General features: G+C 65.6%; 15 protein-coding genes. 7 read left to right on the top strand and 8 right to left on the bottom strand.

Annotated features, from left to right (window positions below; genetic code table 11):
* The first annotated feature begins 32 nt into the window (after positions 1 to 32).
* From QMX96_RS09080 to QMX96_RS09050, 7 genes are all read left to right on the top strand, one after another.
* Positions 33 to 1,274 carry an SfnB family sulfur acquisition oxidoreductase gene (locus tag QMX96_RS09080; RefSeq protein ID WP_054915904.1) on the top strand — a complete coding sequence of 414 codons (1,242 nt, stop codon included), beginning with the start codon at positions 33 to 35 and terminating at the stop codon, positions 1,272 to 1,274.
* A gap of 21 nt (positions 1,275 to 1,295) precedes the next feature.
* Positions 1,296 to 2,501, top strand: a complete 1,206-nt coding sequence (locus QMX96_RS09075) for an SfnB family sulfur acquisition oxidoreductase (RefSeq protein WP_282361644.1) — start codon at positions 1,296 to 1,298, stop codon at positions 2,499 to 2,501.
* Positions 2,501 to 3,883: an LLM class flavin-dependent oxidoreductase gene (locus QMX96_RS09070; RefSeq protein ID WP_054915902.1), complete on the top strand. Its 1,383-nt coding sequence runs from the start codon at positions 2,501 to 2,503 to the stop codon at positions 3,881 to 3,883. The genes QMX96_RS09075 and QMX96_RS09070 overlap by 1 nt, the downstream gene beginning before the upstream one ends.
* Positions 3,876 to 4,682 carry a MetQ/NlpA family ABC transporter substrate-binding protein gene (locus QMX96_RS09065; protein WP_282361643.1) on the top strand — a complete coding sequence of 269 codons (807 nt, stop codon included), beginning with the start codon at positions 3,876 to 3,878 and terminating at the stop codon, positions 4,680 to 4,682. Before QMX96_RS09070 ends, QMX96_RS09065 begins: the two co-directional genes overlap by 8 nt.
* 1 nt (position 4,683) lies before the next feature.
* Positions 4,684 to 5,805 (top strand): methionine ABC transporter ATP-binding protein, encoded by a 1,122-nt coding sequence (locus tag QMX96_RS09060; protein WP_282361642.1) that lies wholly within the window; start codon positions 4,684 to 4,686, stop codon positions 5,803 to 5,805.
* A complete protein-coding gene (locus QMX96_RS09055) occupies positions 5,795 to 6,439 on the top strand; it encodes a methionine ABC transporter permease (RefSeq protein WP_054915900.1) in 645 nt (214 codons plus the stop codon). The genes QMX96_RS09060 and QMX96_RS09055 overlap by 11 nt, the downstream gene beginning before the upstream one ends.
* 170 nt (positions 6,440 to 6,609) lie before the next feature.
* Positions 6,610 to 7,065 (top strand): transposase, encoded by a 456-nt coding sequence (locus QMX96_RS09050; RefSeq protein WP_043861589.1) that lies wholly within the window; start codon positions 6,610 to 6,612, stop codon positions 7,063 to 7,065.
* An 85-nt stretch (positions 7,066 to 7,150) separates the two neighbouring features.
* On the opposite strand, the gene QMX96_RS09045 is transcribed toward QMX96_RS09050, so the two are convergent.
* From QMX96_RS09045 to QMX96_RS09010, 8 genes are all read right to left on the bottom strand, one after another.
* Positions 7,151 to 10,198, bottom strand: a complete 3,048-nt coding sequence (locus QMX96_RS09045) for an efflux RND transporter permease subunit (protein WP_043861588.1) — start codon at positions 10,196 to 10,198, stop codon at positions 7,151 to 7,153.
* Entirely contained in the window at positions 10,195 to 11,262 is a 1,068-nt protein-coding gene (locus QMX96_RS09040) for an efflux RND transporter periplasmic adaptor subunit (RefSeq protein WP_100632965.1), read from the bottom strand. Before QMX96_RS09040 ends, QMX96_RS09045 begins: the two co-directional genes overlap by 4 nt.
* Positions 11,259 to 12,347 (bottom strand): efflux RND transporter periplasmic adaptor subunit, encoded by a 1,089-nt coding sequence (locus QMX96_RS09035; RefSeq protein WP_043861586.1) that lies wholly within the window; start codon positions 12,345 to 12,347, stop codon positions 11,259 to 11,261. Before QMX96_RS09035 ends, QMX96_RS09040 begins: the two co-directional genes overlap by 4 nt.
* A 354-nt stretch (positions 12,348 to 12,701) precedes the next feature.
* Complete coding sequence (locus QMX96_RS09030; RefSeq protein WP_054915897.1) at positions 12,702 to 13,580, bottom strand: transporter substrate-binding domain-containing protein; 879 nt, start codon at positions 13,578 to 13,580, stop codon at positions 12,702 to 12,704.
* Positions 13,577 to 14,350, bottom strand: a complete 774-nt coding sequence (locus tag QMX96_RS09025; protein ID WP_282361641.1) for an amino acid ABC transporter ATP-binding protein — start codon at positions 14,348 to 14,350, stop codon at positions 13,577 to 13,579. The genes QMX96_RS09030 and QMX96_RS09025 overlap by 4 nt, the downstream gene beginning before the upstream one ends.
* Positions 14,347 to 15,006 carry an amino acid ABC transporter permease gene (locus QMX96_RS09020; RefSeq protein WP_043859912.1) on the bottom strand — a complete coding sequence of 220 codons (660 nt, stop codon included), beginning with the start codon at positions 15,004 to 15,006 and terminating at the stop codon, positions 14,347 to 14,349. The genes QMX96_RS09025 and QMX96_RS09020 overlap by 4 nt, the downstream gene beginning before the upstream one ends.
* The gene (locus QMX96_RS09015; protein WP_043859911.1) at positions 14,987 to 15,652 is read right to left on the bottom strand and encodes an amino acid ABC transporter permease; all 666 of its coding nucleotides are present in this window, start codon (positions 15,650 to 15,652) and stop codon (positions 14,987 to 14,989) included. Before QMX96_RS09015 ends, QMX96_RS09020 begins: the two co-directional genes overlap by 20 nt.
* Before the next feature lie 450 nt (positions 15,653 to 16,102).
* Positions 16,103 to 16,888: a MetQ/NlpA family ABC transporter substrate-binding protein gene (locus QMX96_RS09010; protein WP_043859910.1), complete on the bottom strand. Its 786-nt coding sequence runs from the start codon at positions 16,886 to 16,888 to the stop codon at positions 16,103 to 16,105.
* Positions 16,889 to 16,992: the final 104 nt, after the last annotated feature.

Genomic DNA, 16,992 nt, shown 5'->3' with positions numbered 1-16,992 from the left:
AGGGCATTGAGTGCAGCCAAGGAGCGGTACTGATGTCCAGCTTGGTACACGACGCAGTCCACAGCGATCTGGACAACGCCCCATTACTGCTGCCGGCCAAGGTCCTGCGCAATGACGCAGAGGCCCTGGAGGCCGCCCATGAACTGGCCGCCGCCGCGCGCCTGCAGGCCGCCCGCCGCGACCAGCAGCGCAAGCTGCCGTGGGCCGAGATCGAGCAGTTCACCCGCAGCGGCCTGGGCAGCATCAGCATCCCGCGCGAGCACGGCGGGCCGGACGTTTCCTTCGCCACCATCGCCGAGGTGTTCCGCATCATCAGTGCGGCCGACCCGGCCCTGGGGCAGATCCCGCAGAACCAGTTCGGCATCCTCCAGCAGGTCAAGAACACCGGCAACGAACGTCAGAAGCACCTGCTGTTCAAGTCGGTGCTCGACGGCTGGCGCATCGGCAATGCCGGCCCCGAGCGCGGCAGCAAGAACACCCTCGAACTCAAGGCCCGCGCCGTGCGCCAGGGCGATCACTTTCTGCTCACCGGGCAGAAGTTCTATTCCACCGGCGCGCTGTTCGCCCACTGGGTGGCAGTCAAGGCGCTGAACGACGACGGGCGCCAGGTCATGGCCTTCGTGCGCCGTGGCAGCCCGGGCCTGCGTATCGTCGACGACTGGTCCGGCTTCGGTCAGCGCACCACCGCCAGCGGCACGGTGCTGCTCAACGAGGTGCCGGTGGACGCGGAGCTGGTGCTCGACAACTGGCGCCAGGCCGACAGCCCCAACATCCAGGGCGCCGCCTCGCAGCTGGTGCAGGCCGCCATCGACGCCGGCATCGCCGAGGCCGCAGTGGCCGATGCGATCAGCTTCGTGCGCGAACGCGCGCGGCCGTGGGTCGACGCCAAGGTCGATCGCGCCAGTGACGACCCCTATGTGATTGCCGACATCGGCCGCCTGACCCTCGAACTGCATGCCGCCCAGGCGCTGCTCGGCCGCGCCGCGCGCGTGCTCGACGAGGTCAACGCCGCGCCCATCGATGCCGCCGCTGCCGCACGTGCCTCGATTGCCGTGGCCGAAGCCAAGGTGCTGACCACCGAGATTGCCCTGCAGGCCAGCGAGAAGCTGTTCGAGCTGTCGGGCAGCCGCGCCACCCTGGCCGAGTTCAACCTCGACCGGCACTGGCGCAACGCCCGCGTGCACACCCTTCACGACCCGGTGCGCTGGAAGTACCACGCCGTGGGCGCCTACCACCTCAACGCGACCCTGCCTGCCCGGCATTCCTGGATCTGACCAGACCACTGGAGCCCTCTCATGAGCCTATTGCCGCAACCGCACGATCTCGTGGCGGTCATCTCTTCTGATGCCCAGGCGTTGGAAACTGCCGAACAGATTGCCGAACAACTGCGCCGCGACAGCATCGAGCGCGACCGTGAACGCCGCCTGCCGCACCCGGAACTGGCGCTGTTCTCGCGCTCGGGCCTGTGGGGCATCAGCGTGCCGAAAGCCTTCGGTGGCGCAGGCGTGTCCAACGTCACCCTGGCCAAGGTCATCGCCCGTATGGCCCAGGCCGACGCCTCGCTGGGGCAGATCCCGCAGAACCACTTCTACGCCCTTGAAGTGCTGCGCGTGAACGGCAGCCCGCAGCAGCAGGCACGCCTGTACGCCGAGGTGCTGGCCGGCAGGCGCTTCGGCAACGCCCTGGCCGAACTGGGCACCAAGACCGCCCACGACCGCACCACCGCCCTCACCCGTGACGGTGACGGCTACCGCATCAACGGCCGCAAGTTCTACGCCACTGGCGCGCTGTACGCGCAGCGCATCCCCACCTCGGTGATCGACGAACAGGGCGTGCAACAGCTGGCCTTCGTGCCCGCCGACAGCGCCGGGCTCGACGTGATCGACGACTGGAGCGGCTTCGGCCAGCGCACCACCGGCAGTGGCTCGGTGGTGTTCGACAACGTGCGTGTCGAAGCCGACGATGTGGTGCCGTTCCAGAGCGCCTTCGAGCGCCCGACCCCGGTCGGCCCGCTGGCGCAGATTCTGCACGCCGCCATCGACACCGGCATCGCCCGCGCCGCCTATGAAGATGCCCTGCATTTTGTGCGCACGCGCACCCGGCCATGGATCGACTCGGGTATCGACAAGGCAGTCGACGACCCGTTGACGCTCAAGTCCTTCGGTCACCTGGCGATCCGCCTGCATGCCACCGAAGCCTTGCTCGAACGCGCCGGCGAATACCTCGACCGAGCCCAGGCCGAGACCGATGCCGACACCGTCGCGGCGGCCTCCATCGCCGTGGCCGAGGCGCGCGCCATCAGTACCGAGATCTCCCTGGCCGCCGGCAGCACGCTGTTCGAACTGGCCGGCAGCCAGGCCACCCTGGCCGAACACGGCCTGGACCGCCACTGGCGCAACGCCCGCGTGCACACCCTGCACGACCCGGTGCGCTGGAAGTACCACGCCATCGGCAACTTCTACCTCAACGATGAAAACCCACCGTCGCGGGGCACCATCTGATGGCGAAAAAGAAGATCCTGCTCAACGCGTTCAACATGAACTGCGTGGGGCATATCAACCACGGCCTGTGGACGCACCCGCGCGACACCTCGACCCGGTACAAGACCCTCGAGTACTGGACCGACCTGGCGCGGTTGCTCGAGCGCGGGCTGTTCGACGGCCTGTTCATCGCCGACATCGTCGGGGTGTACGACGTGTACCAGCAGTCGGTCGATGTGCCCCTCAAGGAGTCCATCCAGCTGCCGGTCAACGACCCGCTGCTGCTGGTGTCGGCGATGGCCGCAGTCACCCGCCACCTGGGTTTCGGCCTCACCGCCAACCTCACCTACGAGCCGCCGTACCTGTTCGCCCGCAGGCTCTCGACCCTCGACCACCTGAGCAATGGTCGGGTGGGCTGGAACATCGTCACCGGCTACCTCGACAGCGCGGCCAAGGCCATGGGCCTGGACGCGCAGCCCGAGCACGACCGGCGCTACGACCAGGCCGACGAATACCTGCAGGTGCTGTACAAGCTGCTCGAAGGCAGTTGGGAAAACGACGCCGTGCGCAATGACCGCGAACAGCGCGTGTACGCCGACCCGGCCAAGGTGCACAAGGTGCAGCACCACGGCGAATTCTACCGGGTGGAGGGTTATCACCTGTGCGAACCGTCGCCACAGCGCACCCCGGTGCTGTTCCAGGCCGGCGCCTCCGAGCGTGGCCTGGCGTTTGCCGGGCAGCATGCCGAATGCGTGTTCATCAGTGGCCAGAACAAGGCCGCGACCCGCGCCCAGGTCGACAAGGTGCGCGCCGCGGCCACGGCGGCCGGGCGTGATGGCGACGCGGTGAAGGTGTTCATGGGCCTCACCGTGATCGTGGCCCGCACCGAGGAGCAGGCCCGCGCCAAGCACGCCGAGTACCTGCGCCATGCCAGCCCCGAGGCCGGCGTGGCGCACTTTGCCAGCTCCACCGGCATCGACTTTGCCGAATACGACCTGGACGAGCCGATCCAGTACGTCAAGAGCAACGCCATCCAGTCCGCCACCAAGCACCTGCAGAACAACGACTGGACCCGGCGCAAGCTGCTCGACCAGCACGCCCTGGGCGGGCGCTACATCACCCTGGTCGGCTCGCCGACCCAGGTTGCCGACGAACTGGAGCGCTGGATCGAGGAGACCGGCCTGGACGGCTTCAACCTGGCCCGCACCGTCACCCCGGAAAGCTATGAGGACTTCATCGACCTGGTGATCCCCGAGCTGCAACGTCGCGGTTCGTACAAGACCGCCTACACCGACGGCAGCCTGCGCGAAAAACTCTTCGCCGCCGGCCCGCACCTGCCCGCCGACCATACCGGCGCGGGCTATCGCACCCTCAACCCGACTGGAGCGCAACCGCATGCTTAAGACATTTCTGGCCCGCCCTGTCGCGGCCCTGGCCCTGGCCCTCGGCCTGATCGGTGGCGCCCATGCCAACGATGCACCGCTCAAGGTCGGCACCACCGCAGCCTTCGCCCCGGCCCTGGAAGCGGCCGTGGACGAGGCCAAGAAGCAGGGCCTCAAGGTGGAACTGGTGGAGTTCAGCGACTGGATCGCGCCCAACGTCAGCCTCGCCGCCGGCGACCTCGACGTGAACTACTTCCAGCACATCCCGTTCCTGGAAAACGCCAACGCCGCGGCGGGCTCGACGCTGGTGCCGTATGCACCGGGCATCATCAACAATGTCGGGCTGTACTCGAAAAAGTACAAAAGCTTCGACGAGCTGCCCCAGGGCGCCACCGCCGCCATCGCCAACGACCCGATCAACGGCGGACGCGGCCTGCAACTGCTGGCCAAGGCCGGCCTGATCACGCTCAAGCCGGGGGTGGGCTACAAGGCCACCGAGGACGACATCGTCGCCAACCCGAAAAAGCTCAAAATCCTGCAGGTCGAGGCCGTGCAACTGGTGCGTGCCTATGACGACGCCGACCTGGTGCAGGGCTACCCGCACTACATCCGCCTGGCCAACACCTTCGATGCAGGTTCGGCACTGATGTTCGACGGCGTGGAGCACAAGGAATACGTGATCCAGTTCGTGATCCGCCCGCAGAGCAAGGACGACTCGCGCCTGGCCAGGTTCGTGGATATCTACCAGCACTCGCCGGTGGTACGCGCAGCCCTCGACAAAGCCTACGGCAAGCTCTACCAGCCGGGCTGGGAGAGCTGAGATGAGTGCTGCCACCGCCCGCCAGACGGCGCCCCCCAGCCCACCTGCGCAGCCCGCGCCACGGCACGCGCTGCACCCTGAGTTGAGCAGCGCGCAAGTGCGCCTGATCGGCGTCAACAAGACCTACCCCGGGCAGGCCACGGCGGCGCTGGCGGACATCGACCTGAACATCCAGCGCGGCGAGATCTTCGGCATCATCGGCCGCAGCGGCGCCGGCAAGTCGTCGCTGATCCGCACCCTCAACCGCCTGGAGCAACCCAGCAGCGGCCGGGTGCTGATCGACCAGGTCGACATCGGCGAGCACAACGAGGACCACCTGGTGGCGTTGCGCCGACGCATCGGCATGATCTTCCAGCACTTCAACCTGATGTCGGCCAAGACCGTGTGGCAGAACGTCGAACTGCCGCTGAAGGTGGCCGGCGTGCCCAAGGCCCAGCGCCAGCGCAAGGTGGCCGAACTGCTGGAGCTGGTGGGCCTGCAGGACAAGCACGGGGTGTACCCGGCGCAGTTGTCGGGCGGGCAGAAGCAGCGCGTGGGGATTGCCCGCGCGCTGGTGCACGACCCGCAGATACTGCTGTGCGACGAGGCCACTTCGGCGCTGGACCCGGAGACCACCGGCTCGATTCTGGCGCTGCTGCGCGACATCAACCAGCGCCTGGGCCTGACCATCATCCTGATTACCCACGAGATGGCGGTGATCCGCGATATCTGCCATCGCGTGGTGGTGCTCGAGCGCGGGCGCATCGTCGAGCAGGGGGCGGTGTGGCAGGTGTTCGGCGACCCGCAGCACGCGGTCAGCAAGACCTTGCTGGCGCCGCTACAGCCAGCCTTGCCGCAGCACCTGCAGGCCCGCCTGCTGCCCGAGGCGCCGAATGCGCAGGCCGCGCTGGTACTGCGCCTGCGCGTCAGCGGGCGCGACCGCGAGGCACCGGAACTGTCGACGCTGTTCGCGTTGCTGGGCGGCCAGGTGAGCCTGCTGCAGGGCGGTATCGAACCGATCCAGGAACGTGCGCTGGGGCAGCTGGTGGTGTCGGTGGCCAACTCGGCGCACGGGCATGCGCAGGTGATCGAACGGGCACGCCAGTGGGCGGCGCAGGTGGAGGTGCTGGGCTATGTGGTTTGATCGATTGTTGCAGGGAGTGCTCGACACCCTGCTGATGGTGGGCGTGTCGTCGCTGATCGCGTTGCTGGCGGGCATTCCGCTGGCGGTGATCCTGGTGACCAGCGGCAAGGGCGGCATCTACGAGGCGCCGCTGGTGAACCGCGTGCTGGGGGCGTTCGTCAACCTGTTCCGCTCGATACCGTTTCTGATCCTGATGGTGGCGTTGATCCCGTTCACGCGGCTGATCGTGGGCACCACGTATGGCGTGTGGGCGGCGGTGGTACCGCTGACGATTGCGGCCACACCGTTTTTTGCGCGCATTGCCGAGGTGAGCCTGCGCGAGGTGGATCATGGGCTGATCGAGGCGGCGCAGGCGATGGGGTGCCGGCGCTGGCACATCGTCTGGCATGTGCTGTTGCCCGAGGCGCTGCCAGGCATCGTGGGCGGCTTCACCATCACCCTGGTGACCATGATCAATTCGTCGGCGATGGCCGGTGCGATTGGTGCCGGTGGGTTGGGGGACATCGCGTACCGATACGGGTACCAGCGCTTCGACAGCCAGATCATGCTGACGGTGATCGTGATGCTGGTAGTGCTGGTGGCGTTGATCCAGCTGGGCGGGGACCGGTTGGCGCGGGGGTTGAACAAAAGATAGACCGCAGCGTCCGTATCGCGGGTCAAGCCCGCTCCCACAGGTCCGCTGAAGTCCTTGTGGGAGCGGGCTTGACCCGCGATTGGCCAGCCCGGACACATCCGGAGTCAATGACACCCTTCATGCAGGTGCACACCTGACTACCTTGAGATTTCAACCTCAAGGAGATCGACATGGACTGTCCAAGCTCTCGTTTCCTGCGCCGCGGCCGTTTCTCGGAACCTGGCCGACTTTACCTGCTTACCAGCATCATCGAACACCGCAAACCTCTTCTTCAGGACTTCCACATCGCGCGCCTGGTGGTAGCCCAGTTCATGCAGGCGCAGCGAGAAGGCAGTGCACACTCGCTGGCCTGGGTCGTCATGCCTGACCACGTTCACTGGTTGATCGAGTTGCAGAACCTGACCCTGGCGACACTCATGCGACGTTTCAAGTCACGCACGGGTTGTGCCGTACTCAAGGCTTGCAGGCATCAGGGGCGCATCTGGCAGCCCGGGTTTCATGATCGTGCGTTAAGACGGGAAGACGATGTGCGCGCAGTCGCCCGCTACATCGTTGCCAATCCTTTGCGGGCGGGGCTGGTAAAGCGGCTCGGCGACTATCCGCATTGGGACGCCGTATGGCTCTAGAACCGGTAACGGCCATCGCGGGTCAAGCCCGCTCCCACAGAGACAACACCGGACCTGTAGAAACGGGCTCGACCCGCGATGGCCATCACTCGCGCTGCGGCTCCTTGATCTTGTACCAGGCCACATACAGCGCCGGCAAAAACAGCAAGGTCAGCAACGTGGCGACAATGATGCCGCCAATCATCGCGTAGGCCATCGGCCCCCAGAACACTTCCCGCGCAATCGGAATCATGCCCAGGCTCGCCGCCGCCGCCGTCAGCAGAATCGGCCGGCGACGATGGTCCGTAGCCTCCACCACCGCATCCCACGGCGCATACCCATCGGCCTCGTACGCATCGATCTGCGTCACCAGGATCACCGAGTTGCGGATGATGATCCCCGCCAGCGCCAGAATGCCCAGTATCGCCACGAACCCCATCGGCGTACCCGTGGGGATCAGCGCCAGCACCACGCCAATCAACCCCAGCGGCGCCACGCTCGCCACCAGGAACAGCTTCTGCACACTGTGCAGCTGAATCATCAGGAACGTCGCCATCAGAAACAGCATCAACGGCACCACCTTGGCAATCGGCCCCTGGGCCTTGCCGCTCTCCTCCACCGTGCCCCCCGTCGCCACCTGATAACCGGCCGGCAACTTACGCGCAAACTCGTCGATCTGCGGCTTGAGCTGCGCCACCAGGTCGGTCGGCTGGATCTCGTCACGCACCGCCGCCTTGACCGTGATGGTCGGCTTGCGGTCACGCCGCCACACCAGCGGCTGCTCCAGCTCGTAACGCACCGTGGCAAACGCCAACAAAGGAATCGAGGTGCCGCTGGGCGTCACGATCTGCAGGTTCTGCAGGGTCTGCGGCGAGTCACGCTCGCTGTCCACCGCGCGCCCGATCACGTCGATCAGGTAGATGTCATCGTTCACCTGGGTCACCGGCGAGCCGCTGACGATGCCGTTCATCAGGTTGGCCACGTCCTCGGACGACAGCCCAAGCTGGCGCGCCTTGTCCTGGGCAATGTCGATGCGCAGCACCTTGCCCGGCTCGTTCCAGTCGTAAATGATCTCGCCCACATGGGAGTTGCCATCGAGCAGCGCCGCCAGCTCGATCGCATGCTTGCGCACCTGGTCGATGTCCTTGCCGCTGACCCGGTACTGGATCGGCCGCCCCACCGGCGGGCCCATCTCCAGCGACTGCACGTAGCTGCCGATGCCGACGAAGTCCTTGCGCAGGCGCTCCTTCAGACGCGCCGTCAGCGCCTCGCGCGACTCCAGACCCTTGCTCACGATCACCAGCTGGGCGTAGTACGGGTTCTCCAGCTGCTGGTCCAGCGGCAGGTAGAAACGAATCGCGCCCTGGCCGATGTAGGTACTCCAGCGCACGATGTCCGGGTCGTCCTTGAGGGTCGCCTCCAGCTTGTCCACCGCCTTGCGCGTCTCGTCGATGGAGGCGTTCTGCGGCAGGTTGAGGTCCACCAGGATCTCCGGGCGGTCCGAGGACGGGAAGAACTGGTTCTGCACGAAGCGCATGCTGAACACCGCCAGGGCGAACAGCACCACGGTGCCGATGATGGTGATCCAGCGGTGGCGCATGCACCACAGCAGGCCATGGTTGAAACCGCGACCGATACGCCCGGGCTCGGCGTCGTGGGCCTTGACCTTGGCGCTGAGCAGGTGCACCCCCAGCACCGGCGCGAACAGCACCGCCACCACCCACGACACCAGCAGCGCCACGGCGATCACCGCAAACAGGGTGAAGGTGTACTCGCCCGCAGAGCTGGCGTTCAGGCCGATGGGCACGAAACCCGCCACCGTCACCAGGGTGCCGGTGAGCATCGGGAAGGCGGTGGAGGTGTAGGCGAACGTGGCCGCCTGCTCCTTGCTCTCGCCCTTCTCCAGCCGCGTGACCATCACCTCCACGGTGATCATCGCATCATCCACCAGCAGGCCCAGCGCGATGATCAGCGCGCCGAGGGAGATCCGCTGCATGGTGATGCCGCTGTACTCCATGAACACGAACACCATGGCCAGCACCAGCGGAATCGAGCAGGCCACCACCAGCCCGGCACGCACCCCGAGGCTGATGAAACTGACCACCAGCACGATCACCACCGCCTCGAACAGCGCACTGGTAAAGCCGCCCACGGCCTCCTCGACCACCACCGCCTGGTCCGACACGGTGTGCACGCCCACGCCCACCGGCAGGTCGGCAGTGGCGGCCTCCATGCGCTCGTGCAGCTGCTTGCCGAAGGCCTGGATGTTGCCGCCCTTCTTCATGCCAATGGCCAGGCCGATGGCAGGCTTGCCGTCGTAGCGGAACATCGGCGTGGGCGGGTCGGCGTAGCCGCGGCTGATCTCGGCAATATCGGCCAGGCGATAGAAGCGGTCGTCCAGGCGCAGGTTGACCTGCTCCAGGTCTTTCTCCGAGGCGAACTGGCCAGTGGTGCGCACCGAGATACGCTCGGGGCCGGCCTCCATCACCCCGGCCGGGGTCACCGCGTTCTGCGCCTGCAACGCCTGCACCACCTGGCGCTGGTCGATGCCCAGGGCCGCCAGCTTGCGGGTGGAGAAGTTCAGGTACAGCACCTCGTCCTGCTGGCCGATCATCTCGACCTTGCCCAGCCCCGGCACCTCGCGGATTTCTGCACGTACCTGCTCGACGTAATCGCGCAGCTGGCGCATCGAGATGCCGTCGGCGGTGAACGCATACACCGAGCCGAACACATCGCCGAACTCGTCGTTGAAGCCGGGGCCCTGGATGCCCTGGGGGAACTCGCCGCGGATGTCCTGGATCTTCTTGCGCACCTGGTACCAGATCTGCGGGATGTCGCCAGCCTTGGTGGTATCGAGCAGGTTGACGAACACCGTCGACTCGCCGGGCCGGGTGTAGCTTTTCACGTAGTCGAGCGAGTCCAGTTCCTCGAGTTTCTTCTCGATGCGGTCGGTGACCTGCAGCAGGGTCTCGTCCTGGGTGGCGCCGGGCCAGCGGGTCTGGATGACCATGGTCTTGATGGTGAACGAGGGGTCCTCCTCACGGCCCAGGTTGAAATAGGAAAACACCCCCATCAGCAACGCGACGAACATCAGGTACCAGACGAAGGATTGGTGCTTGAGTGCCCATTCCGACAGGTTGAAGCTTCCTTTCATCGCGGGCCTTCCTCATCGATTTTTACCTTCTGGCCAGGCTTGAGGCTGTTGACCCCCGCCGTGACCACACGCTCGCCCGGCTGCAGGCCGGCACTGAGCACCACGCTGTTGTCCAGCCGCTCGCTGACCTTCACGTCACGCAATGAAACCGTATGCTGCTGCGGGTCGACGACCCATACCCGGGTGTGCCCGTCGACCTCCTGCAGGGCGCTCAACGGCAGCTCGCTGCGCGGTTGGATCGCCGAGCTCAGGGTGACGCTGATGGCCGTGCCCAGGCGAAAGGCCTCGGGGGTGTCGGCCAGGGTCAGGCGCGCCCGCCGGGTACGCGTGGCCGCGTCGGCCTGGGGCTCGATCTCGCGCAGCACGGCACTGGTGTTCACGCTGGGGTCGAGCTGCGCGGCCACCAGGAACTTCACCTCGCCCGACAGTTCGTCGGCCAGGCCTGCGGGCAGGTCGATCACCGCCTCCTTGACGTCCGGGCGCGCCAGCGTGACCACGCCCTGGCCGGCGGTGACCACCTGCCCGGCCTCGGCCTGCCAGGCAGTGACCACGGCGGGGTGGTCGGCCTGCAAGGTGCTGTAGCCGAGCTGGTCGCGGGCCTGGTTGACCGCCGCCTTGGCCTGTTCGAGCGAGGCGCCGGTAGTCTTCAGGTCGGTCTGGGCGATGTCCAGCTGGGCCTGGGCACCCACGCCCCGGTCGAACAGCTGCTGCTGACGACGGGCGTTGGCCTGGGCGTTGATCCACTGCGCCTGCACCTTGGCCAGGTCGCCTTCGGCGGCACGCAACTGGTTCTGCTGGTCGGTGGGGTCGAGGGTGGCCAGGGTGTCGCCGGCCTTCACCGTGGCGCCCACATCCACCCAGCGCCGGGCGATGCGCCCGCCCACGCGAAAGCCCAGGGTGCTTTCGTAGCGCGCCTGGATGGAGCCGGCAAAGCGCCCCAGGCGCGCCTGGTCCTGCGCCTGCACCACCTGGGACAGCACCGGGCGCACCGGCTCGGGCGGCGGCTCGTCATCGGCGCAGGCGGCCAGCAACACACAACCGAACATCAGCCACAGGGTTCTCATTGCGTCACCCCGATATCGGCTGGGTCTGCCACTTCCACCTGCATGTCCGGGTGCAGCAGCTGCCCACCCGCGATCACCACGGTTTCGCCGCCCTTGAGGCCGTCGCCCACCACCACCTTGCCGGTGAGGTAGCGCAGCACCTTGACCTTGCGCAGGTTGACCTTGTTGTCCTGGCCCACCAGCCACACCGCCGGGTCATGCACATCCTTGGTCAGCGCCGACCACGGCAGCTCGATGCTCGGGGTGCCCTCGGCCCTGGCGGTGGCACTCACCACCGAGCCCAGCTGCATGGCCGGCGGCACCTCGCTCAGGCCCACCTTGACCTGCACCGTGCCGCTTTGCGCCGAGACCGTCGGGGTGATTTCACGCACGTGCCCCTTGGCTTGCACCTTGGGGTCGTCGAGCAGGCTGACGATGATCGCCTGCTGGGTGGGTGGCGCCATCAGCAGCGATTCGTAGACGTTGAACACCGCGTCGCGCTCGCCGTCGCGGGCCAGGGTGAAGATCGGCACGGTGGCCTGCACCACCTGCCCCACCTCGGCCTGGCGCGCGGTGATCACCCCGGGCGCCTCGGCGATCAGCGCGGTGTAGCTCAGTTGTTCGCGGGCGTTGGCCAGTTGCGCCTGGGCGGCCTTGAGCGCGCTCTGGCTGCTGCGCAGGGCGGCCTGGGCCGCGTCGTATTCGCTCTGGCTGGTGTAGCCCTTGGGCAGCAGCTTCTGCTGGCGCACGAAGGCGGCGGAAGTCTGGGTCACGCGAGCCTGTTCGGCGAAGACCTCGGCCTTGGCCGAGTCGACATTGGTTTGCAGGTCCTTGGGGTCCAGGCGCGCCAGCACCTGATTGGCGCTGACGTGATCGCCCACGTCGACGTTGCGCTCGATGATCTTGCCGCCCACGCGAAACGACAGGTCGGCCTGCACCCGTGCCTGAACATCGCCGGTGAGGGTCACGGAGGCTGCAAAGTCGCCGGCCTTGACCTGTTGCACCGCCACCCTGGGCAGGTCGGGTGCGGCGGCTTTCTTCTCGCCGCAGCCAAGCAGCAGCGCAAGCCCCAGGCAGACGATCAGGTTGGGGGGCGACACCGTCATGCGGGCTCCTTGCGTGGGTTCTGGGCAGTTGCTAGATGCGACTGTTAGCGTAGATCAGGGTTCCGCGTGCCGCTTGTCCTGGGGGCAATTGAGCACAGCGGCGACGTTGCGAGGGGTGGGTGGTGTCGCCTGCATCACGTTTGATCGCGGCGCTGGAGCAGGATGCGCAGAGCAACTGCATCGTGCTGGAGAAGGCGTTGGGGCAGACGCGGGGGGGTGGGGCAAGGGCGGTGGCCGGAGAGAAGGCGGGCCGCGGGGCGGCCCATCGCGGGTCAAGCCCGCTCCCACACAGACAGCGACGGTCCTTGTGGGAGCGGGCTTGACACGCGATAAGAGCGACGCGGTGTCAGGGCCTCAGCCCTGCCACTTGCCGCCCTCGACGATCACGCTCTCCGGCTTGGTGTCGTCGCTAAGCTCCTTGCGCACGTACTGGTCATACAGCTTGAGCAGGTACTTCTGCTCGCCCAGGCGCGCCAGCTCGCTGTTGACCCAGTCACGCAGCTCGATGTTGCCCTTCTTCACCGCCGGCGCAATCGGCGCTTCCTCGCCCAGCTTCTCGTCCAGCACACGGTAGCCCGGGTTCTGCTTGGACCAGCTGAACAGGATCAGGTTGTCCTGCGCATACGCATCGCCACGGCCATTGGCCAACGCCTGCAACGACTCGGAGTTCTTCTCGAACTTGAGCAGTTTCCAGTCCGGGTGGTTCTTGGTCAGCCAGATGTCCGCCGTGGTGCCGGTGGTGACGATGGTGGTCTTGGCCGCAAGGTCGTCGAGCTTCTTCACCTCGCTGCCCTCGGGCACCAGCGCCTGTACCGCCACGCGCAGGTTGGGGTTGGTGAACTCCACCGCTTCCTTGCGCTCCGGGGTCACGGTCATGTTGGCCAGAATCAGGTCGACCTTGTCGCTCTGCAGGAAGGGAATGCGGCTGGCCGGCTCCACGGCCACGAACTCGACCTTGTTCTCGTCGCCCAGCAGCGACTTGGCCAGCTCGCGACCGATGTCGGTGTCAAAGCCCACATAGCGCCCGCTTTCATCCACATAGCCGAATGGCGGCTTGTCGGTGAACACGCCGACGATCAGTTTGTCGCGGGCCTTGATGGTTTCCAGATAGCTGGTGGCCGGCGCTGCGGCATTGGCGGCAGGCTTGCTCGGCGCTTCGGATTTGTTGCAACCGGCCAGTACGGCCAGGGTGAACAGCGACAGCAGCAGTTTTGAAGCGTGGGCAGTCTTCATGACAGTTCCTTGTGTGGTGTCTTGGGCAGGCTTTCGACAAAGGAGAATTTCTCCAGGAACTGCTGCGCGCGTGCGGTCTGCGGGTTCGTAAAGAAGCTCTCGGGGGCGCTCTGTTCAAGGATCCTGCCGGCCTCCATGAACACGATGCGGTCGGCCACCGCGCGAGCGAAGGCCATTTCATGGGTCACGATCAACAGGGTCATGCCGTCGCGGGCCAGGCCCTGGATCACCTGCAGCACTTCCTTGACCATCTCCGGGTCGAGGGCGGCGGTCACCTCGTCGAACAGCATCACCTGCGGGTTCATGCACAGCGAACGCACAATGGCGATACGCTGCTGCTGGCCACCGGAAAGCTGGCGCGGATAGGCGTCGCGCTTGTCCAGCAGGCCCACCCGCGCCAGCAGTGCTTCGGCCTGGGCCTGGGCCTCGAGGCGTTCGCGCTTCTGCACCTTGAGCGGCCCGAGCAGCAGGTTTTCCATCACGCTCATGTGGCCGAACAGGTGGTAGCTCTGGAACACCATGCCCACCTGCTGGCGCACCTGGCGCCAGTCGGTGGCCTTGCTCAGCAGCTCTTTACCGGCCAGTGTCAGGCTGCCGCCGTGGGCCAGTTCCAGGCCATTGAGGCAGCGCAGCAGGGTGCTCTTGCCACAGCCGCTGGGGCCCAGGATCACCACCACTTCGCCGCTGCGCACCTGCAGGTCGATGCCCTTGAGCACCTGGTGCTCACCGAAGAACTTGTTGAAACCCTTGAACTCGATCAATGCGCTCATGCGTGTGTCCAGCGCCGCTCCAGCGCCCGCGAGGCGGCCGACAGCGGGTAGCAGATGAAAAAGAAGAACAGGAACAGCGCGCCGTAGATCAGCACCGACTCATAGGTGCGCTCGATGATCTGCTGGCCCACCTTGATCACGTCCACCACGCCGATCAGCACTGCCAGCGAACTGGTCTTGATGATGCGCGTGTAGATGTTGATGGTCGGCGGGGTCATGCGCTTGAGTGCCTGGGGCAGCAGCACGTAGCCATACAGCTGCCAGCCATCCAGGCCGATCGACAGCCCCGCCTCGCGTTGCCCGCGCGGCAGCGAATGCAGTGCACCGCGCACCACCTCGCCCACCTCGCTGGCACCCCACAGCGACAGCACCAGCACCGCGCACCAGAAGCTGGGAATGCTCACGGCAAAGAAGATCGGCAGGCCGAAGAACAGCAGGTACAGCCACACCAGTACCGGTATCGCCCGAAACAGCTCCAGGTACACCCGCAGCACCAGGTTCACGCTGCGCTTGCCGAGGGTGGCGAGCACGCCGTAGAGCACCCCGCCCAGGGTGCTGAAGGCGATGCCCAGGGCCGAGATCGACAGGGTTTGCGCGGCGCCCTGGGCCAGTTGCGGCAGCGACACCAGCAGCAGTTCAAGACCCGAACTGGCCATGTTGCAACCTCCTTTCCAGGCGGCTCAGCAGCAGCGACAACGGCAAGAACAGCAGCACGCAGATCAGCGTCAGCACCGCGAGCATTTCGTAGGTCTTGTAGTACAGGGCGATGTAGCTCTTGGTGGTGTAGAGAATCTCGGGCACCGCCACCGCCGACACCACGGTGGTTTCCTTGAGCAGGAAGATGAAGTTGGCGAACAGCGCCGGCAGGCTGAGGATGCCGGCCTGGGGCAGGATCACGTGGCGCAGCAGCTGGCCTTCGGACAACCCGATGGAGCGGCCGGACTCCAGCTGTGCGGCAGGCACCGCCTCGACGCCGGCGCGCAGCACCTCGGTCAGGTAGGCACCGCCGAGAAACGTCATGGTGATGATCGCGGCGGCGAAGCCGGAAATCTTCAGGCCCAGGCTGGGCAGCGCGAAGTACACGAAAAACAGCTGGATCAGCAGCGGCGTGTTGCGTGCCAGCTCCACGTACAGGCCCACGGCGCGCTGCAGGTAGGGCGTGCGGTAGACCAGGATCGCGGTGTTGATCACGGCCACCACCAGCGAGGTGGCGATGGCGATCAGGCCGACCTGCAGGGTGACCCCGACGGCCTTGAGAAACGCGGGCAATGTGCTGAGGATGAATGCGACGTCGAAGCTCATCGGCGTGGCCTCGGCGCCCGAAACAGGGTGCGCTGCATGGGGGTGGTCTCGAACCGGCCCGAGGGTAGACGGGCGGTGGCGGCTAGGGTTGGGCGTGCCGGTAAGCACTTTGTTAATACTCTAAAGCTATAAAAATATTTATTTAAATATCGTTATTGCATATTGATATCACGCAAAAAACTAACCGCAAATTTCCTCGTGGCAGGCGGGATCTTTCCCGCGCGCGCGCCATCAAACAGCTGTCGTGCGCGGCCCCGTGGGCCGTTCAACCCACAAGGAAAACAACACCATGAACAGCGACCAGCCGACCCTCGACCCCAGCGAACTGATCAAATGGCTGACGGCCCTGCGCCGCGCGGTCAACACACCACGCTGAAACCCCATTCAAAAAAAACGCCGACCCGGTAACCGGAGTCGGCGTTTTGCATCGTGCGGTCTACAGCGGGCGAATCAGAACGCCGGCAGTACCGCGCCTTTGTATTTCTGCTCGATGAAGGCTTTCACTTCAGGGCTGGTCAGGGCCTTGGCCAGCTTCTGGATGGCGTCGCTGTCCTTGTTGTCGGGGCGTGCCACCAGGAAGTTCACGTAAGGCGAGTCGGAGCCCTCGATCACCAGGGCATCCTTGGCCGGGTTCAGGCCGGCTTCCAGCGCATAGTTGGTGTTGATCATGTCCAGGTCGACCTGGTCCAGCACGCGTGGCAGCAGGGCCGACTCAAGCTCCTTGAACTTGAAGTTGTGCGGGTTCTTGGCGATGTCCTTGGGCGTGGCCAGGGCGTTTTTCGGATCTTTGAGTTCGATCAGCCCGGCCTTCTGCAGCAGGATCAGCGCACGGCCACTGTTGGAGCCTTCGTTGGGGATGGCGATGGTGGCGCCGTCCTTGAGCTCGGCCAGGCTCTTGACCTTCTTCGAGTAGCCACCGAACGGTTCGACGTGTACGCCGATCACGGTTTCCAGGTGGGTGCCTTTACCTTCGTTGAAGCTCTTGAGGTAGGGCAGGGTCTGGAAGTAGTTGGCGTCCAGACGCTTCTGATCGACCTGCACGTTGGGCTGCACGTAGTCGGTGAACACCTTGATTTCCAGGTCCACGCCTTCCTTGGCCAGGGTTGGCTTGATCAGCTCGAGGATCTCGGCGTGGGGCACCGGGGTGGCGGCAACCACCAGCTTCTGGCCGGCGTGGGCGAAACCTGCAACCGACAGAGCGGCTGCCAATGCAGTCAACAACAAAGCCTTTTTCATGCGCAGTCCTTATTCGAATCACAGCCATCGTCGACGGCGGAAGAGAGGGTGCCAGTATTGTGCTAGCTGGCGTGGAGGCGACAATACCGAGATTTTTTATTCCT

Origin of the sequence: Pseudomonas sp. PS01300, from assembly GCF_029960155.1 — a bacterium.
GTDB lineage: Bacteria > Pseudomonadota > Gammaproteobacteria > Pseudomonadales > Pseudomonadaceae > Aquipseudomonas > Aquipseudomonas palmensis.
This window is presented reverse-complemented; position numbering and strand designations above follow the sequence as displayed.